Source organism: Pseudomonas sp. OTU750018 (genome assembly GCF_011636575.1).
In the GTDB taxonomy this organism is placed as follows: Bacteria; Pseudomonadota; Gammaproteobacteria; order Pseudomonadales; family Pseudomonadaceae; genus Aquipseudomonas; species Aquipseudomonas peli.
The window spans coordinates 811,930-831,447 of record NZ_JAAPAU010000001.1 but is presented as its reverse complement, the minus strand read 5'-3'; the positions used below and the strand labels follow the sequence as shown (position 1 = coordinate 831,447).

The following is a 19,518-nucleotide window of genomic DNA, read 5'->3' as shown; positions in this document are numbered from 1 at the left end:
GACTACCTATAAGGGCGATTGAGACGCTTGACCCAGGGGCCGCCACGGGGTTGTAGTCTGCCCAGGTCGAATCCTCCAAGGAGCTGTCATGACCGCCTGCAACCATTCGCGCTGGGAGCCATCCCACGACTACCGCCCGCTGGAAACCACTGCTGAGCGTCAGGCCTGGCGTGTTGCCGCACTGACCGGGGTGACCATGCTGGTGGAGATTGTCGCCGGTTATGCGTTCAATTCCATGGCCTTGCTCGCTGATGGCTGGCACATGGCCTCGCATATGCTCGCGATTGGCCTCACCGCTCTGGCCTACCTGCTAGCGCGACGCTACGCCAACGACCCACGTTTTGCTTTTGGCACCTGGAAGGTCGAGGTTCTGGCCGGGTTCGCCAGCTCGCTGATGTTGCTGGTGGTGGTGGCGATGCTGGCGTTCGAATCCTTCTGGCGTTTGTTGCAGCCCCAGGTGATTGCCTTCGAGATGGCGCTGTGGGTCGCAGTCATTGGCTTGTTGGTCAACCTGACTTCTGCCTGGCTGCTGCGTGATAGCCATGATCACGGGCATGCCCACGGCCAGGGCCATAGTCACGCTGGCGCGCATGCTCATGATGATCACGATCACGATCACGATCACGATCACGATCACGATCACGCAGCGCCAGCGGCGGGCAAGGACCTTAATCGCCATGCCGCCTTTATCCACGTACTGGCCGATGCGCTGACTTCGGTGGCGGCTATCATCGCCTTGCTCGGTGGCCTGCTGCTGGGCTGGGACTGGCTCGACCCACTGATGGGCGTGATTGGCGCGGTAATTATCGCGGTGTGGGCCAAGGGTCTGCTGATCGAAACTGGCAAGGTGTTGCTTGATCGCGAGATGGACAGCCCGGTGGTCGAGCGTGTACGCAGCGTTTTGGCCGAGGAAGCGGACACTGAGCTGGCCGATCTGCACCTATGGCGCGTTGGCCGGGCGCAGTTCGCCTGCATCGTCAGCGTGGTGACCCATGGCGACGGCTCGGCAGATCGCTACAAAGCGCGGCTGGCGGGGATTGCGGAGTTGGTGCATGTGACCGTGGAGGTCAATCGCTGTGCCGATGTGCACGGGGTGGAGCGGGGCTGAATGGAAAAATCTGCGCGGCTCGAAAGCCGGTGGGACTTCCGACTTTAACGGTGACCGCACAGGTCGCCAAGCGCTATTTGTCGCGCCGATAAATAAACCGGTAAATGCCGAAAAAAACGTTTTTCTGTCATCTTTTTTGGAGTATCTAAAAGGCAAGACCGCCGAACCCTGCAGACAGGTGGCGGCCATTGGCCCTCACCTTTTTGCAGCCTTCTCAGCCTCGGCACTGAGGAGTCGACGGCCCCTCCGCGGCGCAGACTCGCCCCTGCGTTGCTTGGCTACTACAAGAAGGTGACCGAGTATGGATGACCACGGACGCTCCAAGCCCACCGCCCCAACCCTGTACGCCCTCGACACCAATGTGCTGATCCACGACCCCAACGCGCTGCTGAATTTTCAGGAGCACCACGTTGCGATTCCCATGACCGTACTGGAGGAACTGGACAAGCTTAAAACCGGCAAACAGGGCGTGGCCGCCGAGTGCCGCCAGGCCATCCGTCTAATCGACAAGATTCTCGGCAGCGCCAACCCGGAGGAAGTGGAACACGGCGTTGCCATTCAGCGTGACAAGAGCGGCCCCTGTGGGTATTTGTCGATTCTGATGAGCAAGAGCGCCACCCCGGTCACCTGGCTGCCGGAAGACCTCAACGACAACAAGATCATCAACCAGTTGGTCGAGCTGAAGTCCCGTCGCCCCGGTCTCAACGTGGTGCTGGTGACCAAAGACATCAACATGCGCCTCAAGGCGCGCGCCTGTGGCATCGATTCCGAGGATTACCATACCGACCAGTTGGTCGACGACGTGTCCTTGCTGTCGCAGGGTTACCACAACATGGACGGCTCCTTCTGGGACCGCGTGAACAAGGTGGAAACCCGTCAGGACCACGGCCGTACCTGGCACCGCGTGCAGCTCATCGACAACTTGCCGGCGGTTCACCTCAACGAGTTCATCATCGACGAGCAGGGCTTTGTTGGCTGGATCAAGGGCATCAAGCATGGCGAACTGCTGATTCTCGACATGCACCAGGAACCCTTGATGCATCAGGAAGCCTGGGGCCTGCGCCCGCGGGATATCTATCAGTCACTGGCGTTGTTTGCCTTGCTTGATCCGGACATCCATCTGGTCAACCTGTCCGGCGCGGCCGGTTCCGGTAAAACCATCCTGGCCCTGGCGGCGGCCATCGAACAGACCATGGTCAGCAAGCGTTATCGCAGAATTATCGCCACCCGCAGCGTGCAGGGGTTGGATCAGGAAATCGGCTTTCTACCGGGCACCGAAGCCGAGAAGATGGAGCCCTGGCTCGGCGCGATCACCGACAACCTCGAAGCCCTGCATATGGACGACGAGAATACCCATGGCAGCGTCGACTACATCCTGCAAAAGGTCCCGCTGCAGTTCAAATCCCTCAACTACATCCGGGGCCGCAGCTTCCAGCAGAGCCTGATCCTGATCGACGAATGTCAGAACCTTACCCCGCACCAGATGAAAACCATCATCACCCGTGCCGGCAGCGGTTCCAAAGTGGTGTGCTTGGGCAACCTGGCGCAGATCGATACGCCTTACCTGTCGGCGCCCAGCTCGGGCCTGACCTACCTGACGGAGCGCTTCAAAGACTTCGAGCATGGCGTGCATATCACCCTGCAGGGTGTGCCGCGTTCGATCCTTGCCGAGTACGCCGAAACCCATATGTAACCCTCATCCGCGCTCGCCCAGCAGGCCGTTATGCCTGCTGGGCCGGACGCCGCTGTAACCTCCCGTCTGAATCACCTGGCATTCACAGGTGCCGAAACCTGACCCCTGGGTTTACAATCGCCGGACACCTGCCTGGAGTCTGTCTGTGTTAACCCATCTCGATTCCCAAGGCCGCGCCAATATGGTCGATGTCAGCGATAAAGCCCTGACCGTCCGTGAAGCCGTGGCCGAAGCTTTGGTGCGCATGCGCCCAGAAACCCTGCAGATGATTGCTCAGGGCGATCACCCCAAGGGTGACGTGTTCGCCGTGGCGCGTATTGCCGGTATTCAGGCAGCGAAGAAAACCAGCGACCTGATCCCGCTGTGCCACCCGTTGATGCTCACCAGCGTCAAGGTCGAGCTGACCCCTGAGGGCGCGGATGTCGTGCGCATCACTGCGCGCTGCAAGCTGACCGGGCAGACCGGGGTGGAAATGGAAGCCCTGACCGCCGCCAGCGTCGCCGCGTTGACTATCTATGACATGTGCAAGGCGGTGGATCGCGGCATGGTGATCGAAAGCGTGCGCCTGCTGGAGAAGGTCGGTGGCAAGAGTGGACACTTTATAGCTGGGGAAGAAGCATGATCCGCGTGCAGTATTTCGCCCGTTACCGCGAAGCCCTGGGTCTGGATGGTGAGCAGTTGAGCGCTGAATTCACCAGCCTTGATCAACTGCGTCAACACTTGCTGGCGCGTGGCGGGGTCTGGGAAGTACTGGCTGAGCAGAACCTGATGTGTGCACGCAATCAGGAACTGTGCAGCCTGGATGAGCCGCTGGCAGCTGGCGATGAAGTGGCGTTTTTTCCTACCGTAACCGGCGGTTGAGCCGTTTTTCGTCGCGGCTAAAGCCCCTCCCACAGAGAACCTTTGCATGAGCACTCGCGTCCAGTCGCACCCCTTCGATCCGGGCAATGAACTCAACGCCTTGCACGCGGCCAACCTGGGCATTGGCGCGGTGGTCAGCTTTGTCGGCTATGTGCGCGATTTCAACGAAGGCCGCGAAGTCGGCGGGATGTTTCTCGAACACTTCCCTGGCATGACCGAGAAGGCCCTGGGCAAGATTGCCGAGGAAGCCACGCAGCGCTGGCCGCTGTTGGGTATCGAGATCATTCACCGTATCGGTCGCTTGGAACCAGGCGAGCCGATTGTGTTTGTCGGCACCAGCAGCGCCCACCGTCAGGCGGCATTCGACGCCTGCAACTTCGTCATGGATTACCTGAAAACCCGCGCGCCGTTCTGGAAGAAGGAAGACACCGCCGAAGGCCCGCGCTGGGTCGAAGGGCGCTGCTCCGATCAGACCGCAGCCGAGCGCTGGAAACAGGAACCCTAAACACCTTTTGCCAGGTCGCCTGCGCTGATTCTTCAGTCGCAGCGCTGCCTGTTGCCCGGTTGACGATTTATACATATAAGTCCAGTATGGAATTTAAAGTATAAATCGAGGCTGGCATATGACCCGTCCATGCGTGCTTCTCAGCCATCGCTTTTCGCTCAGGAGCACACCTGATGCGCCTTTCTTCTGTCTTGCAGCAACCGTCGTTGCCCGCTCGATCTGCGCAGCAATGCCAGGTGGCACGGGCCTGTCACTCCCTCAGCAGGAATCCGCACAATGAAGAAAATCGTCCTGGCGGGCGGCATCGCCCTGAGCCTGATTGCATCCAGTCTGTTCGCCGCAGACAAGCCCTTGCGCCTGGGTATCGAGGCCGCGTATCCGCCATTCGCCTTCAAGGAAGCCAGCGGTCAGATCGCCGGCTTTGATGTGGATATTGGCAACGCCCTGTGCGCCGAGATGAAAACCGAGTGCCAATGGATCGAGCAGGAGTTCGATGGCCTGATCCCCTCGCTCAAGGTGAAAAAGGTCGACGCCATTCTGTCGTCCATGACCATCACCGATGACCGGCGCAAATCGGTGGATTTCACCGGCAAGTACTACTACAGCCCGGCGCGCCTGGTGATGAAGGACGGCAGCGAAGTGGCCGCCGATTTCAGTAACCTTAAGGGCAGGCGCATCGGCGTGCAGCGCTCGACCACCACCGACCGTTTCGCCAGCGAAGTGCTGGCCGCACAAGGGGTTGAAGTGGTGCGCTACAGCTCGCAGAACGAGATCTACCTCGACCTGATCTCTGCGCGCCTGGACGGCACCTTGGCCGACGCCATCCCGGTGGATGAGGGCTTTCTGAAAACCGCCAACGGCAAGGGCTTCGCCTTCGTCGGTCCGGCGTTTACCGACCCGAATTATTTCGGTGAAGGTGCCGGCATCGCCGTGCGCAAGGGCGATTCTGAACTGCTCGGCAAGCTGAATGCAGCCATTCAGGCGATACGCGCCAGCGGCGAGTACCAGAAGATTCAGGCCAAGTACTTCACCTTCGATATCTACGGCGACTGATTGCATCAGGCAGTAAAAAGCCGCGCAGTGCGCGGCTTTTTACTGTTCGGCTTGTGTTTACAGCATGCCTAGTCACTTATCACTGCTCGCCTTCGCGGTAGCTCGCCCCCTCATATACAACATCAAGGCAAATTGCCATGATGCCGAAATCTATTACAAGCACGCTTGCGTGCGTTGGAGGTTTCAATGGTCGGGCACCCTACGAAGTCAGCCTGCTACCTGTTACTGGCCTTTTCCATGCTGGGTCTCAGCGGCTGCGCCTCCGATGGCGGCCTGGGGGAGTTGGCGGTTGTGGCGGCGATGGTTGCACCCATTCCTGGGGATGCCAGCGCGCTGCTTACAACGGCAGCCGTTGCAGGTGGAGCCGTCGCATTGGCTTCGGCCAGCTCGATAGAATCGACGCCTGGTGCTGTGCCGGTGCCGGGGCAAGCCGCGCCGTATAAACCGGACCTGCAGATGCTGGTGACCCGCGAAACGCCTGAGCGCTATCGCCCACGTTCCTGCGAGTACATCGAAATGGCGCTGATTGAAGTGCCTGGCTATGTCGGCAGTAGCGAGCCTTTGCTGCAGCAGGCGGGCGAGGCCCGTAAGGTCGCTGCCAGCCAGGTCTGGTATGAAAAGGGTTGTACCCAGGCGAACCTGCCGCGCGGGATCATTGGCGTGCACATGGATACGGTTGACGCCGTCAGTGCCGCGCGGATTTCAGCACCGACGACGGGCGTGCTGATCGAACGCACCGGGCCAGGCAGCAGTGCACAAAATGCCGGAATCCTTGCTGGCGATATCGTGGTGGCAGTCAATGACCAGCCGATTGCAGACTCCGTCGACTTTCGCCTGGCCATTGCCAAAGCTCCCATCAGCTCGAGCATCAATCTCAAATACTGGCGTGCACACAACTTCTATACCGTTCCGGCCCTTATTGCCTCGTCGGGTAATCCGCCCCCGGTACTGCCGCTGGCCGCGCGCGGTAGCGCCATGCTGCTCAAGGCCACTTCTGTCTCGTTGCAGGGCATGAGCCTGGGCGTGGTGACGCCGTCTTACGCCAAAGCAGTGGGGCTGGCCTCAGCGAAAGGTGCCTGGGTGACGGACACCGTCAAGGGCAGTGCGGCGGATCGGGCGGGCATCAAGCCGCTGGATGTGATTGTCGAAGTCAGCGGCCAGGAAGTGGCCTCGGCCCAGGATGTCGCGGATATTTCGTCGCGCATGCGCGCCGGTTACAAGGCCACAGTCAGCGTCTGGCGCAACCAGGCTAAACGCGACGTGCAGATGGTGCTGCGCAATGAGTGATCACACCGTACTGGCTTTGCGTTTAGCGGCGCTGGCGGTTGCTTCGGCAGCGCTCTCCGGTTGTATGCATGCTGCTCACGCGGTGTTTTCTCCCGCGATGGAGGCGGCGATGGAGGCCTCGATAACGCCAGAAAAACTCGGCATCACCACCTCCACCTGGCGCGGTAAAAGCTGTAGTGAGCTGGAGGAAAGCCACGCCTATATGCTAGAGCTTCATCAGAAATCCAACCCATCAGGTGACCCGGGCATGGCCAGGGTTGATGGTTGGCAGATGGATGCGCTTAATCAGGTGCGCCGCGAGCAGGGCTGCTTTGGCGGTACGGCCACGGTGCCGGCCTCTGGGCAGGTCACGGCTTACGGCTACTGCTTTTCCGGCACGGAAACGGTCAACTACCTGACTCCGGTGTTTACCTATCGCGACTTTTACACCGACGGCGGCGCGGCGGAGACCGCGGCGTTCAATGCGATGCTGCGCTCGACCTACGGGGTTACGGACGGCCGGGGTGGTTGCCTGATGGAGGACAGCCCGGCCAATGCCGCTGCAGAGATCGAGCGCCTTGCAAACCTAACCAGGCTACAAATGAACTGGGACACGGTGCACGTGCCCTGGACTCCGCCGCCGATTGAAAAGGCCGCCAAGCTAGCAACGCGAGCAGCAGCGGCGCCGGCCAGCGTTTCGCCTGCTGCGGCTAACATCGGCAGCAGCAGTATCGAGGCCACGGACCTCGGCTTGACCCTGGAAAGCCCGAGCCCGGAATTGGTCAGTGCCCTTGGCCTGAAAAGCCCTACCGGTGCCTGGGTAGTCAGCGTCACCCCTGGCAGCCCTGCGGCAAAAGCTGGCCTAAAGTCGATGGATGTGATCCTCGATGTGTCTGGTCAGGAAGTGCGCGGGCCAGAGGATGTGCAGTCGATCACCAGCCGTCTGCGCAGCGGCTACCGCGCGCCATTGGGGGTATGGCGCAATCGTGCGCAGCAGGAGCTTACGCTGGCCATTCCGACGCGCGCTGCGCCAGTTGCAGTTGCAGTTGCTGCCGTTGCTCAGCCGCCGGCGCCAGTGCCAACTCCGGTGATTGCTGCGCCTGCTGCCGCGCCCCAGGGCAATACCTTCTGCCATGCCTATATCTATGTGGTGAAGAAGCCCGGCGGCGTGCAATCGGCGATCTTCCAGAGCCCCAGCCCGCAGATAACCTCGGCCGGCATGATGACCACGCTCTCTGCCTTTGTGACCAAGGTCAGGCAGCAGCAGCCCGAGGCCTGGCGGCCGTTCAGCTTCCCTGAGGTGCAATGCAGCCCACCTTCGGGTTACTGCTATGCCAATGCGCAGAAGGCGTTATTCAAACCCGACCAGATGGCCGGCCAGTTCTGCTTCGCCAACCGCGCTGAGGTGCAGAAGCATTACGAGGAGTTCAACTCGGTGAAGCCAGTTTATGAAACGCTGGAGTGGAAGCCTTAGGCGCTTTTCTGCAATCACTGCGCCAGGCTCAGCAGCATATGGCCGACGGACTGAGCCAAGACTGAATACACTATGCGCCAGACTATCCCGGACCATAACTATGGCTCTACCGAACAAGGACCGCGCCTCCATGGCTTCCCCAGATAAACAGCAGAAACGCGCCCAGCGGGCCAAAGCCAAGGCCAAGCAGAACCGTTCGGGCAAGGCTAAAGCCCATGTCGTACACCCGCTGCTGGCCAACCCGTTGATTAACGAGCCGTTCGATGATGTGGAAATCGACCTGAGCACCTTCGACTTCAAAGACATCGAAGAGAACGGTTTCGACCCTGCGCACTTCGACGACCTGTTCCAGGCGATGAAGGTCGGCGAAGGCATCAGCCTGTTGGCAATGTGCCTGATATTCCTGCAATACCCAGTGTTGGAGTTGGTGGTCGCGGAGGAAGCGGAAGAGGCTGCCACGGACTTTATGATGGGGCTGCTGATCGTCTATCGCGCGATTTTCCACGATGAAGACGAAGATACCGCCGTGGAGTGGATCGGCAGCGACGCCTTCCAGCATGCCTATAACGAAGCATCAATGATCCTGCAGAAGAAAAACGCTCGCGGCATTCCTGGCGCCCGCACTTAGTTGCAAAGGCGTTATCTGCTCAAGCCTGCGGCAGGCGTCCGCGTATCAGCGTGCCGAGTAAATCAATAAGCCACCACAGCAGCAGGCCAGGTAGTAGAGCGATTGCAAGCAGATGCAGGCGCCCGAGAAACAGGGCGATGAAAATCGCTGACTGCGTCCAGGTATTACCAAAGGCTTGGGCGAATACCACGCAGCTAAAATAGGCCGCAAGCACAGCCAGCAGAACAAAGCTGGCCGCTCGCAAACGACGATTTTTCAACACTCTGATGAGGGCGGCGTAGAGCAATATGCTGGGCAGCGAGAGCAGCAGGATTTCCAGCAGCGGGTAATCGACATCGATTAAAAATGGCCATTCCAGCGTGCGACGCGGCTCGCCGGTGACGGCGCAGATAAACAGCCCAGCTACCAGGGGAATGCCCAGCGCCTGAATGGTTGCGAAGATAAAACCGAGAAAACGTTGCATGTCTGGCAATCCCTGCCGAATGAGCGGACTCAGGCCTCGCCTTTGATCTCTTTCAAATGCTTGTACACCGTCGCGCGGCCCATGTTCAGAACGTTGGCCACGTAGTTGGCGGCGCTTTTGCCTTTGAAGGCGCCTTCGGCGTGCAGGGCTTCGACCAGTTCGCGCTTGTGATCGCGGGTCAGCAGGTTGAGGCCGAGCTGGCGCTGGCGTAGCCAGCTGTGCAGAAAGGTGTTGATGCGCTCCTGCCAGTCATCGCGGAACAGGGCGTCGGGCTGCGGCACCAGTTTGCTGGAGGAGAGAAACAGGTCCAGCGCCTGCTTGGCGGTCTCGAACAGCGAGATATTCAGGTTGATGCACAGCACCGCGATGGGCGTGCCGGTGGCGTCGCGTAGCACGCTGCTGACCGAGCGAATCTTCTGGCCGTCCCAGTTGAGCTTTTCATAAGGGCCGATGGTGCGTTCGTCGACGTCGCCACTGAGCATGTCTTCCAGCGCCGCGTCATCACCGATCACCCGTTTGGAGATGTTGTTGGCGATGTAGTCGACCTTTTGTGTGCGCAGATCGTGCAGCACCACTTCGGCATGGGGGAAGAACAGCGTGGCAATGGCGTCGGCGATGGTGCGGTAGTTGTCCAGCTCGGGGGCAGGGCGGGGCGGCGTCATGCGGCTAACTCTTCGGGCTCAGGTGGCGTTGCGAGTGTGCCGCAAAGCGCCCGAGGCGTCATCCTCGGGCGCTGCGACTGATTATTTGAGTAGGCGGGCAGGGGAGAGCATGGCTTCCGTAAGGCCAAATTGGCGCAAGTGTTCGGGCAGCGATTCACCACGGGCCAGGGCGGCGCAGGCCATGCCCATGGCGGCTGAGGTCTGGATGCCGTAACCGCCTTGCGCGGCCACCCAGAAGAAGCCCGCCATCTGCGGGTCGAAGCCGCCGACCAGATCGCCATCGGCGACGAAGGAGCGTAGGCCAGCCCAGGTATGCGCTGGGCGGCGAATGCTCAGGCTGGTGTGCTCTTCGATCTGGTAGATGCCCAGGGCGATATCCAGCTCTTCCGGCTGTACATCGTGGGGCTCGACCGGGTCGGCGTTGGCTGGCGAGCCGAGCAGCAGGCCGGCATCGGGCTTGAAGTAGAAGGATTCGTCCAGGCTGACCACGCATGGCCAGGCATGGCAGTCGATGCCTTCCGGCCCGTTAAAGGTAAAGGCGGCGCGGCGTTTGGGGATCAAACCAATGGGCGCCACGCCCGCCAGGGCGGCAATCTGGTCGCACCAACCGCCGGCGGCGTTGATCAGCACCTTGGCGCGGTATTGCGCGCTGCCGCAGTCCACCAACCAGACATCGCCGTCGCGCTGGATGCGTAGCACTTCGCAGTGGCTGTGGATTTCCCCGCCCTGCTGGCGTATGCCGCGCAGGTAGCCCTGGTGCAGGGCGTCGGTGTCGATGTCGGCGGCGCTGGGGTCGAGCATGGCGGCCTGCACCTTGTCGCGGCGCAGCACAGGCACCAGTGCGCAGGCTTCATCGGCGCTCAACAGACGCATATCGGGCACGCTGGCTTTGCCGCTGTCGAACTGGCGTTGCAGCTCGGCGGCATCACCGGTGAAGTCCACCACCAGCTCGCCGCGCTGGGTTAGCAGCGGGTGCTCGGCAAAACCTGCGGGCGGCGCATCGTAGAAGGCGCGGCTGGCGGCGGTCAGCGCGCGCACCTGGGGCGTGCCGTAGGCCACGGTATAGAGCGCGGCCGAGCGCCCGGTGGAGTGGTAACCCGGCAGCTGCTCGCGCTCCAGCAGGATGGTCTTGCCATGGGCGGCGAGAAAGTAGCCGGTGGAGGCCCCCGCAATGCCGGCGCCGATGATCAGGTAGTCCGCCTGGTGCATCAGCAGGTCTCCTGCTTGAGCTGGTATAGCGCGTGGGCCAGGGCGACATCTTCCAGGCCCAGGCCGATGGAGCGGAAAAATACTGAGCGGCGATAGTCCGGGCGCACGGCCTTACCGCTGACGAGCCCAGCCAGATCACCCAGGATGTCGGCACTGCTCCAGCCCAGACGGCTGGCCAGGAGCATTTCCCCCGCGCTATCCGGGGTGGTAGCGCGGTAGTCGCAGTAGACATCCATATTCAGCAGACTGGCGGGCGTTACTTCATGGGCGCGCGGCGCGTTAGTGCTGATTGAGGTGATCAGCGCCGGTTTATCCAGCTCGACGGGATCGAGCAACGGTTTCGCCGATGAAGTGCAGAGCATCACCACATCGGCATCGCGAATGGCGTCTGCCTGGCTGGCGCACAGCTGGATGCGTGGGTCGAGTTGCTGCAGCTTGAGCAGCTGCGCGCCGGTTTTGCCGGCCAAACCTGGTGAGTAAAGGCGGATGCTCTGCCACGGGCGTAGGTGTTTGGCGTAATGCACATGGGCTTGCGCCACGGCGCCGCTGCCGATCACCGCCAGGCGGTTGGCTTCGGGCGTGGCAAGGGCATCCACGGCCACTGCGGTGGTGGCGGCGGTACGTGCGGTGGTTAGGCTGCCGGCATCGCACAGCAGCAGTGGCTGGCAGGTTTGCATCGACATCAGCAGGGTCCAGGCGGTAATCAGCGGGCCTTGCTCGCGGACGATATAGGGCGAGGTTTTCACCCCGTACACACCCGCTCCGGCGAGTACGCCCAGGTAATTGATAAAGTCGCCAGCCTCGTTGGGGAACTCCACCAGCTGCTGCGCGGGCTGCACCGCATGGCCGGCGGCCAGCTCGCGGAACATCGCGACCATGGCCTGGTGCACATCGACCTGAGCGAGCAGCTGCTCGGCAGCGGTTTTATCCAGCACATAAGGGGTGGTCGACATCGGCGGCTCCGTACGAATTAAACATTTAATTCCATTTTGGACTTTAGTGTATTGATCGACAAGCGCTGACGCGGCATCTTGATACGTGGCTGCGACGTTTAATGTGCTTGGCGTAAGCGCTTGCGAAACGCCCCAGGGCTTTCCCCGCAGAGTTGCTTGAACAGCTTGGCAAAGGTGGCGCGGTCGGCGTACCCGACCTGCTCGGCGATCTGCTCCAGCGACGCCGGGCTGCGCAGGGCGCGCTGCGCGGCGCTAATGCGCACGCGCTGCAGATAGTCGTTGGGCGTCAGCCCGGTGCTGGCCTTGAAGCGGCGCAACAGGGTGCGCGATGAGCAGTTGGCTTCAGCGGCCAGGCGGTTGAGGTCGATAGCTTCGCCGTGATGGCGGTGCAGCCACTGCAACACCGGTGCGAGCGGACAATCGCTGCTGGGCGGCGGCAGCAGCGGGGCGAAGCGTGATTGCTGACCGCGCTGGCTGTCGAACACCAGAGCATTGGCCACCTGCTGCGCCAGCGTGTCACCCGCATGCTGGCGGATCAGGTGCAGGCACAAATCGAGTCCGGCGTGTGCGCCGCCGGAGCTGAGCAACTGGCCGTCTTCACAGACCAGTTGCTCGATCTGCAGATTGACCTGCGGGAAGCGCAGGCGGAACTGGCTGGCCAGTGCCCAGTGGGTGGTGGCGCGGCGCCCGTCGAGCACACCGGCAGCGGCCAGCAGAAAGGCGCTGCTGCACAGACTGGCCAGTTGTTGGGTGGGTGCGCGTTGCGCCAGCCAGGGCAGCAGGGCGGCGTTATCGCTCAGGGTGGTATCGATGGCGCTGCCGCTGGCAGCGAGCAGAATCAGCTCGGCATCCTCGGCCAGGCTCAGGTCGCCATCGACCTGGATCTGCGCAAAGCCCAGATCAACCGCCTCCCCATCCAGACTAACGCGCTGCAACTCGAACAACCGTTGCTCGGCCAGGCGGTTGGCCAGGACAAACGCGTCCATGGCCATGCTCAGGCTGGAGCACACGGTTTGCGGGCAGACGTACAGGGCGATCTTCAGCATGACGTGCTCAGGTGCGATGAAATTTGGCGATTATTGACACAAGTATGTCTTTTGCGCCAATCGCGCAGCGGCGATTTAACGACAATACTGCTCGCACGTTCCCTACCGGAGTTCGCCCCATGACCCACCCCAACGCCGAGCTGATCACCCGTTTCTACCAGGCCTTCCAGCAGTTGGATGCCGAAACCATGGCCAGCTGTTACAGCGAGGATGTGCAGTTCAGCGACCCGGTGTTTACCGACCTGCGCGGTGCGGCTGCCGGTGATATGTGGCGCATGCTCTGCGCCAAGGCTCAGGGCTTTTCCCTGACCTTTGATGGCGTGGCGGCGGATGATCATTCCGGGCGTGCGCGCTGGGTGGCTACTTACACCTTCAGCCAGACGGGCAATCAGGTGGTCAACCATATCGAGGCCAACTTCCGTTTTCGCGACGGCAAAATCAGCGAGCATCGCGATCACTTCGATCTGTGGCGCTGGGCAGGTCAGGCGCTGGGTCTTAAAGGTCAACTGCTGGGTTGGGCGCCGTTTGTGCAAAACGCCATTCGCCAGCAGGCGGGTAAAGGTTTGGCGGCGTTCCGGAAGAGCCGTTAAGCTCGGCGACCTTGCTTATTACCTGCTGATTTAACTGATGCTTGACTCCTCTTCTGCGTCTGAAACACCCGCCGCCAAGCCCTGGTTTGTCTATCTGGTGCGTGCGGCCAATGGTGCGCTGTACTGCGGCATCAGCGACGATCCGCACAAGCGTTTTGCCAAACACCAGAGCGGTAAGGGCGCGCGCTTTTTCCACGTGAGCCCGGCGCAGGCTTTGGTGTATATCGAACCATGTGCCGGCAAAGGCGCGGCGCTGCGCCGGGAGCGCGCGGTCAAGGCCTTGAGCAAGGCGGCCAAGGAAACCCTAGTCGCCGCTGCTGTTATCGCTGCGACTGATAACGCACCATCAGCCTAAGCGGGTAGGCCGCTGCTGCCAGCGCGGTTAAGCTGCTGGTTTACCTGACCCCTTGCGGAGCCTGCCATGCACGAGTTGATCCTGCACCATTACGATGCCTCACCGTTTGCCGAGAAGGCGCGCCTGATGCTGGGTTTCAAGCAGCTGTCCTGGCGCTCGGTGGATATTCCGCGAATCATGCCCAAGCCCGATCTAGTGGCGCTGACCGGTGGCTACCGCAAGACTCCTGTGCTGCAGGTGGGTGCCGATATCTACTGTGATACCGCACTGATTGCGCGTCGCCTGGACGCGGAGAAAGCAACCCCTGCGCTGTTCCCCGAGGGCCAGGAGTTCGTTGCGGCGAGCTTTGCTCAGTGGATCGACTCGCAGATTTTTCAACATGCGGTGAGCCTGGTGTTTCAGCCGGAATCCGTTGCCGTGCGTTTCGGCAAGCTGCCGCCCGAGGCGGTCAAGGCTTTTGTCGCAGACCGTGCCGGGCTGTTCAGTGGCGGTAGCGCAACGCGTGTACCGGTCGAGGTGGCCAAGCACAACTGGCCGTCGCTGATGGGGCGGGTAGAGCAGCAACTGGCGCGCGAGGCGGGCGACTTCCTGTTTGGTGAGCCGTCGATTGCTGACTTCTCCCTGGCCCATTGTCTGTGGTTCCTCAAAGGCACCCCAGTGACCGCGCCGCTGGTCGATGCCTATCCGCATGTCAGCGCCTGGCTCGGCCGCGTGCTGGGCTTCGGTCACGGTGCGTCCAGTGCGCTGAGTGCAGAAGATGCTATTGCCATCGCCCATGCGGCGACGCCAGCGGCTCTGCCGGACGAGCCGTTCGTGGAACCCAACGGCCTCACGGTCGGTCAGCGGGTGCAGATTGCCGCCACCGATTACGGTGTCGACCCGGTAGAGGGCGAGCTCGTGTTCGCCGGTGCTGAAGAACTGATCCTACGCCGCGAGGATGATCGTGCCGGTACCGTGCATGTGCATTTCCCGCGGCTGGGCTTTGCCATCAAGGCGCTGTAAGCACCAGGTTAGGACCTACCGTGCGCTGGCTTTTCAGTAGGCGGCGCGCATCGCCTGCGGATCGTAACCGTGAATCAGCGTGCCCTTGATATCCAGCAAGGGCACGCCGCGCCCACCCAGGGCCTTGAAGGTCGCCTGGCCGGCTGGGTCTTTCTCGATATCGATTTCCCGATAGGCAATCTGGTCATTCGCCAGTTGCTCGCGGGTTTTCGCGCAGTAGCCGCACCACTGCGTGGCATACAGCACCACTTCGCCTGGTCGATCAGCCAGCGGCGGTTGAAACCAGCGTTGCACCGTGTCCCAGTGTTGGAAGAGCGCCAGGGCGCTAAGCAGCAGAATGACTTTCTTCATGGGGCGTTCCTTTGCCTGCTTGTGTCGATGGTCTGGTGAACCGTGTGCTAACTGCGCTGCAAGTCTTCCAGACTGAACGGCGGCGGGGTATGCGGCCAATCCAGTTTTAGCCGCTCCAGCTCGCGGGCCAGCAGGCTTGCCACCAGCCAGTCGCGCAGCCAGCGATGATCCGCCGGAATTACATACCAGGGTGCTGCGTCGCTGTGGCTGGCTGCAAGTTGCTCGGCCCAGCGCTGTTGGCGCAGGTCAAATTCGCGGTAGGACTGCATGTCGCTGCTGTGCAGTTTCCAGCGTTTATGAGGTTTTTCCAGGCGCTCTTGCAGGCGGTGCTTTTGTTCATCTCTGGATAGCTGCAAAAAGCATTTCAGCGGTTGAATCGACTGGCTGATCAGCTGCGCCTCGAAGGCGTGAATCGCCAGCTGGCGCGCAGGCAGTTCGGCAGCACTGCACAGGCCATCCAGCGGATCGCTGATCAGCCCTTCGTAGTAACTGCGGTTGAATACCCCGAGCAGGCCCAGCCCCGGCAAGCGCCGTTGATAGCGCCAGAGAAAGTCATGGCGCTGTTCGCAGGCATCGGGCTTCTGAAAACTGTGGATGCGCAGACCCTGGGGATCGAAGCTGCTGATCACCCGGCGAATCACGCCATCCTTACCGGAGCAATCGGTGCCTTGCAGGATCAGCAGCAGGGCATTACGCCGGTTGGCCCAGAGCATGCGCTGTTGCTGATTGAGCCAGGGGCGCAGTTCAGCCAGGGCTAGCTGCGCCGCCTGCTTGTTCAGGCCGAAGTCGCGCGCCGGATCCTGGGCAAAGGGCGCTGCCGGATCACAGCGGCAGGCATCCAGCAGGCTATCCGGCAGGCGGCTCATGCTTAGTTTTTGCGGCGCTTGAGTTGATCGGTCAACTGCGTCGGCAGGTTACGGATCACCAGGGTGTCAGTGCTTTCGTCGTACTCGATCTTCGAGCCGAGCAGATGAGCTTCAAAGCTGATCGACAGACCTTCGGCACGGCCGGTAAAGCGCTGGAACTGGCTGAGGGTGCGTTTGTCCGCCGGAAATTCCGGGGCCATGCCGTAATCCTTGTTGCGGATATGCTCAAAGAAGGCCTTGGGTCGTTCTTCGTCGATCAGTCCGGATAGCTCATCGAGGGTGATGGGCTCGCCTTGTTTGGCCTGGTTCGCCGCATAGCTGACCAAGGTCTTGGTCTTCTCGCGGGCCTGTTCTTCCGGCAGGTCTTCGCTTTCCACGAAGTCACTGAAGGCTTTCAGCAGGGTGCGTGTTTCGCCGGGCCCGTCGACGCCTTCCTGGCAGCCGATAAAGTCGCGGAAGTACTCCGAGACCTTCTTGCCGTTCTTGCCCTTGATAAACGAGATGTACTGCTTGGAGTTGGCGTTGTTGCGCCACTCGGAGATGTTGATGCGCGCCGCCAGGTGCAGCTGGCTCAGGTCCAGGTGCTTGGCGGCGGTCACGTCTAACGCCTCGTTCACTGCCACGCCTTCACTGTGGTGCAGCAGGGCGATCGACAGGTAATCGGTCATGCCTTGCTGATAATGGGCGAACAGCACATGGCCGCCGGTGGACAGGTTGGATTCTTCCATCAGCTTCTGCAGCTGCTCGACCGCCTGACGGCTGAATGCGGCAAAGTCCTGACCTTCGTCGAGGTAGTGCTTCAACCAGCCGCTGAACGGATAGGCACCGGACTCCTCGTGGAAAAACCCCCAGGCCTTGCCCTGCTTGGCGTTATAGCTCTCGTTGAGGTCGGCGAGCATGTTTTCGATGGCTTGCGAGGCGGCCAGCTCGGTGTCGCGAGCATGCAGCACGGCGGGAGTGCCATCAGGCTTTTTGTCGATCAGGTGAACGATGCAGTGGCGGATCGGCATAGCGGCCTCGTGGTGCGTAAACGGAAAGCGCGCATCTTACCCGACCAGCTGCTTGGCAGTCGTGCGCTGCTGCAGTGCATGCAGGCGTTCGATCATGTAGCGCAGGTGCATATGTAACTGGTACAGCTCGCTGGAGTAGGACAGCGGCACTTCAATCCGCGCCAACTCATCCTCTAGGCGTTCCAAGCGGAGGATCTCAGCATCCAGGTCGTTGGGCAGTTTGCCTTGGTAGAGCTGCTGGTCGATCTCACGTAGGTGTTTGTACCAGCGGTAGATGCGCGCGCGGATGCGCCACTGGTAGATCGGGCCGATGGCCTTGAACAGCGGGAACAGCAGCACCAACAGTGGAATGGCCAGGATGATGTAGCGGTCAGCCAGGGAGGCAATACGGAACGGCAGATAGCGCTGCAGGATGGGCAGGCCCTTGTCGTAGTAGTACTCGGCTTCGTTCAGGGTATTGAGTGACAGCGGCGGCTTGGCCGGATAGCTGCCGGCGGGGTCGAGCAGGCTGCCATTCTTCAGCACGGTTTTCGCCGCTTCGAGGATCAGCGGGGTGAGTGACGGGTGGAATTCCTCGCCGGCGACCAGCGTGGCAACCGGGCCGAGGGTCACGATGTCACGGTCTGGGGTGTTGTGCTGCATATCGAGCATGCCTTCGCCCACCTGCAACTGACTCAAGTAGGGCAGGCGTGCGAGGTAGGCTTCGGTGCGGCGCAAGCTGACCAGGCGTACTTTGGGCTCCGCAGCCAGGCGCTGGATCAAGGCATTTTCGGCGGGGCCCACGAAGAAGGCCGCGTCCAGTTCGCCCGCGATCAGCGCTTCAGCGGCCTTGCTGCCGCCCATTTGTTGCCAGCGCTGTGGGTACTGTGGCGGCTCGATGCGGTTGGCGGCAAAAAGTGCCGCGGTGACTGCCTGGGTACCACTGTTGGCGGAGCCGATGGCCAGGCGCAGCTTGATCAGATCGCTCAGACGTTCGAATTTGACTGTGTCGCCGAGAAACAGCCACAGCGGTTCGCGGTACATCACGCCCAGGCCATTGAGGGTGCTGCGCGCCTCGTCGCTAAGGGTCAGTTCCTGGCCGCTCTGGACCATGGCCAGTTCCACGTCGCCGCGACCCAGTTTGCCCAGATTGTCTGCAGAGCCCGCGCTCTCTACCAGTTCCAGGCTGAAACCCTGCAGCGCCAGTTCGTCCCGCAGCCGCTCGCCAAATGCATGGTAGCCACCGCCCACTGCGCCGGTCGCCATGCGGGCATGCATGGGCGGTGGTGGGGCAACAAAGTAGAAGAGGGCACCGACCAAGGCGGCCACTACGGGCACGATCCACAGGTTGGTCAACAACATAATCTTTAGGTCGCGCAGGATTCTTCGCATTGCAGTTCCTTGGCCTTGCTCTGAGTGCGTAAAGGTTAACCGTCCGGCGTCTTTTTCGCCTGTTGCCCTTGTACACGTGCGTCGTGCGGGCTGTGCCTGGCGCTCGATTTAGAGCGGAAACGAAGCGTCAGACAGCTTTATAAGCTTCTGGAATGCGTTTTTCAGGGTTTCTCTATAGCGAATTCGTCTTTGTGGGCGATGATGGCACTGTGATATCAATATTTTGACGTCAATAAAACGAACAACAACCGACCGTTGCTCCACGACGGTTTAACCTGTTCCGCGGTCTTTCAGGGATGCTCTTCCGTGGCTTCGCTCTAACCCGGCTGTTGCGGGTTGAACGTAGGAAGGTGGCCTATGCCCCGAACCCTGCTTTATGTGGCAGTAGCCCTGCTTGCCTCAGGTGCCACGCTTGCATTTTTACTGCACGAGCCTGCAACGGCCAACGTCGCTGTTACGCCTTCTGCCCCGTTGCCTTCTGCCCTGGCTGCTGTGGCGCCGTCCACCGGTTTGCTGCCGTCCAAGCCGTTCAGTGCGCCGTCGGTTGCTGCCGCGGGTGGGGTCGCGAGTACGCCAGTTAAAGATGTCACGGCCCAAACGGCTGCCCCGACTGACAACGTGATTGAGCTCTGGGACAGCCGTTCGCTGGTGCCTGAGCAGCAAGACGAAATGACCCTCTACCGCACCAACATGCCGGTTTCTGCCCTTGGCACCCTGGCCGTGGGCAAAACCCTGCAGCTGGCCGTGCCGGGGCGCAAAGAACCGCTACGCGCCACGCTGGACGAGACCCACAACACCGGTGTCGCCGTTTGGAGCGGGTCGGTGCAAGGGGGGCAGCCGGAAGACTCGCTGACCGTCGTGCGCGGGCAGCTGGAGACCCACATCACCCTGGCAACCAGCGATAAGACCCTGTCGTTTGTGGTGGACAACGCCACCGGCAGCACGCTGATTACCGACCAGAACGAGCTGCTGCTGCGTGCCACCCCGGACGCCCTCGTGACCCCTGAATCCACGCCGTTGCAGCCACTCCCACCGCCAACCCGCGGCTGAGT

22 protein-coding genes are annotated in these 19,518 nt (G+C 61.3%); 13 read left to right on the top strand and 9 right to left on the bottom strand.

The genetic code is table 11. The features are described 5' to 3' along the window. Nucleotides 1-88 precede the first annotated feature (88 nt). From dmeF to HCI85_RS04030, 9 genes are all read left to right on the top strand, one after another. Nucleotides 89-1,108 (top strand): CDF family Co(II)/Ni(II) efflux transporter DmeF, encoded by a 1,020-nt coding sequence (gene dmeF / locus HCI85_RS04070; protein ID WP_167142236.1) that lies wholly within the window; start codon nucleotides 89-91, stop codon nucleotides 1,106-1,108. 301 nt (nucleotides 1,109-1,409) lie between these two features. After that, nucleotides 1,410-2,801, top strand: a complete 1,392-nt coding sequence (locus tag HCI85_RS04065) for a PhoH family protein (protein ID WP_167142233.1) — start codon at nucleotides 1,410-1,412, stop codon at nucleotides 2,799-2,801. A 145-nt stretch (nucleotides 2,802-2,946) separates the two neighbouring features. Beyond that, nucleotides 2,947-3,423: a cyclic pyranopterin monophosphate synthase MoaC gene (moaC, locus tag HCI85_RS04060; RefSeq protein WP_160085348.1), complete on the top strand. Its 477-nt coding sequence runs from the start codon at nucleotides 2,947-2,949 to the stop codon at nucleotides 3,421-3,423. Continuing rightward, a complete protein-coding gene (locus HCI85_RS04055; RefSeq protein ID WP_090248858.1) occupies nucleotides 3,420-3,662 on the top strand; it encodes a MoaD/ThiS family protein in 243 nt (80 codons plus the stop codon). Before moaC ends, HCI85_RS04055 begins: the two co-directional genes overlap by 4 nt. 46 nt (nucleotides 3,663-3,708) lie before the next feature. Beyond that, a complete protein-coding gene (gene moaE / locus HCI85_RS04050) occupies nucleotides 3,709-4,167 on the top strand; it encodes a molybdopterin synthase catalytic subunit MoaE (protein ID WP_167142230.1) in 459 nt (152 codons plus the stop codon). Between the two features lie 276 nt (nucleotides 4,168-4,443). Further along, nucleotides 4,444-5,220, top strand: a complete 777-nt coding sequence (locus HCI85_RS04045; protein ID WP_167142227.1) for an ABC transporter substrate-binding protein — start codon at nucleotides 4,444-4,446, stop codon at nucleotides 5,218-5,220. A 237-nt stretch (nucleotides 5,221-5,457) separates the two neighbouring features. After that, nucleotides 5,458-6,507 carry a PDZ domain-containing protein gene (locus tag HCI85_RS04040; protein WP_167142224.1) on the top strand — a complete coding sequence of 350 codons (1,050 nt, stop codon included), beginning with the start codon at nucleotides 5,458-5,460 and terminating at the stop codon, nucleotides 6,505-6,507. After that, entirely contained in the window at nucleotides 6,500-7,960 is a 1,461-nt protein-coding gene (locus HCI85_RS04035; protein WP_167142220.1) for a S1C family serine protease, read from the top strand. The genes HCI85_RS04040 and HCI85_RS04035 overlap by 8 nt, the downstream gene beginning before the upstream one ends. A 130-nt stretch (nucleotides 7,961-8,090) precedes the next feature. After that, on the top strand, nucleotides 8,091-8,588 hold the full coding sequence (locus HCI85_RS04030) for a hypothetical protein (protein WP_167142217.1): 498 nt from the start codon (nucleotides 8,091-8,093) through the stop codon (nucleotides 8,586-8,588). Between the two features lie 19 nt (nucleotides 8,589-8,607). Here HCI85_RS04030 and HCI85_RS04025 read toward each other — a convergent pair whose 3' ends face one another. The 5 genes from HCI85_RS04025 to HCI85_RS04005 all read right to left on the bottom strand — a co-directional run bounded on the left by HCI85_RS04025 (nucleotide 8,608) and on the right by HCI85_RS04005 (nucleotide 12,921). Next, nucleotides 8,608-9,051, bottom strand: coding sequence for a hypothetical protein (locus HCI85_RS04025; protein ID WP_167142213.1), 444 nt, complete (start codon nucleotides 9,049-9,051; stop codon nucleotides 8,608-8,610). Between the two features lie 29 nt (nucleotides 9,052-9,080). Beyond that, the gene (locus tag HCI85_RS04020; RefSeq protein ID WP_167142210.1) at nucleotides 9,081-9,713 is read right to left on the bottom strand and encodes a helix-turn-helix transcriptional regulator; all 633 of its coding nucleotides are present in this window, start codon (nucleotides 9,711-9,713) and stop codon (nucleotides 9,081-9,083) included. Nucleotides 9,714-9,794: 81 nt separating this feature from the next. Next, nucleotides 9,795-10,922, bottom strand: coding sequence for an NAD(P)/FAD-dependent oxidoreductase (locus HCI85_RS04015; RefSeq protein WP_167142207.1), 1,128 nt, complete (start codon nucleotides 10,920-10,922; stop codon nucleotides 9,795-9,797). Further along, nucleotides 10,922-11,875 carry an ornithine cyclodeaminase family protein gene (locus HCI85_RS04010; RefSeq protein WP_167142204.1) on the bottom strand — a complete coding sequence of 318 codons (954 nt, stop codon included), beginning with the start codon at nucleotides 11,873-11,875 and terminating at the stop codon, nucleotides 10,922-10,924. The genes HCI85_RS04015 and HCI85_RS04010 overlap by 1 nt, the downstream gene beginning before the upstream one ends. Before the next feature lie 98 nt (nucleotides 11,876-11,973). After that, entirely contained in the window at nucleotides 11,974-12,921 is a 948-nt protein-coding gene (locus HCI85_RS04005) for a GlxA family transcriptional regulator (protein WP_167142201.1), read from the bottom strand. A gap of 119 nt (nucleotides 12,922-13,040) precedes the next feature. Between HCI85_RS04005 and HCI85_RS04000 the strand changes: the two genes are divergently transcribed. The 3 genes from HCI85_RS04000 to HCI85_RS03990 all read left to right on the top strand — a co-directional run bounded on the left by HCI85_RS04000 (nucleotide 13,041) and on the right by HCI85_RS03990 (nucleotide 14,868). Then, a complete protein-coding gene (locus tag HCI85_RS04000; RefSeq protein ID WP_167142197.1) occupies nucleotides 13,041-13,511 on the top strand; it encodes a nuclear transport factor 2 family protein in 471 nt (156 codons plus the stop codon). Nucleotides 13,512-13,548: 37 nt separating this feature from the next. Further along, nucleotides 13,549-13,866, top strand: a complete 318-nt coding sequence (locus tag HCI85_RS03995) for a GIY-YIG nuclease family protein (protein WP_167142194.1) — start codon at nucleotides 13,549-13,551, stop codon at nucleotides 13,864-13,866. Between the two features lie 66 nt (nucleotides 13,867-13,932). Then, a complete protein-coding gene (locus HCI85_RS03990) occupies nucleotides 13,933-14,868 on the top strand; it encodes a glutathione S-transferase family protein (RefSeq protein ID WP_167142191.1) in 936 nt (311 codons plus the stop codon). A 33-nt stretch (nucleotides 14,869-14,901) separates the two neighbouring features. On the opposite strand, the gene HCI85_RS03985 is transcribed toward HCI85_RS03990, so the two are convergent. From HCI85_RS03985 to HCI85_RS03970, 4 genes are read right to left on the bottom strand one after another with little or no spacing between them, the layout of a single operon-like run. Then, nucleotides 14,902-15,219 (bottom strand): glutaredoxin family protein, encoded by a 318-nt coding sequence (locus HCI85_RS03985; RefSeq protein WP_167142188.1) that lies wholly within the window; start codon nucleotides 15,217-15,219, stop codon nucleotides 14,902-14,904. 47 nt (nucleotides 15,220-15,266) lie between these two features. Continuing rightward, entirely contained in the window at nucleotides 15,267-16,085 is an 819-nt protein-coding gene (locus HCI85_RS03980) for a polyphosphate kinase 2 family protein (protein WP_167142185.1), read from the bottom strand. Between the two features lie 2 nt (nucleotides 16,086-16,087). Next, on the bottom strand, nucleotides 16,088-17,095 hold the full coding sequence (gene yejK, locus HCI85_RS03975; RefSeq protein WP_090248829.1) for a nucleoid-associated protein YejK: 1,008 nt from the start codon (nucleotides 17,093-17,095) through the stop codon (nucleotides 16,088-16,090). Nucleotides 17,096-17,131: 36 nt separating this feature from the next. Then, nucleotides 17,132-18,466, bottom strand: coding sequence for a TAXI family TRAP transporter solute-binding subunit (locus HCI85_RS03970; protein WP_167142182.1), 1,335 nt, complete (start codon nucleotides 18,464-18,466; stop codon nucleotides 17,132-17,134). A 357-nt stretch (nucleotides 18,467-18,823) separates the two neighbouring features. Here HCI85_RS03970 and HCI85_RS03965 point away from each other — a divergent pair, with 357 nt between their 5' ends. Further along, nucleotides 18,824-19,516: a hypothetical protein gene (locus HCI85_RS03965; RefSeq protein WP_167142180.1), complete on the top strand. Its 693-nt coding sequence runs from the start codon at nucleotides 18,824-18,826 to the stop codon at nucleotides 19,514-19,516. Nucleotides 19,517-19,518: the final 2 nt, after the last annotated feature.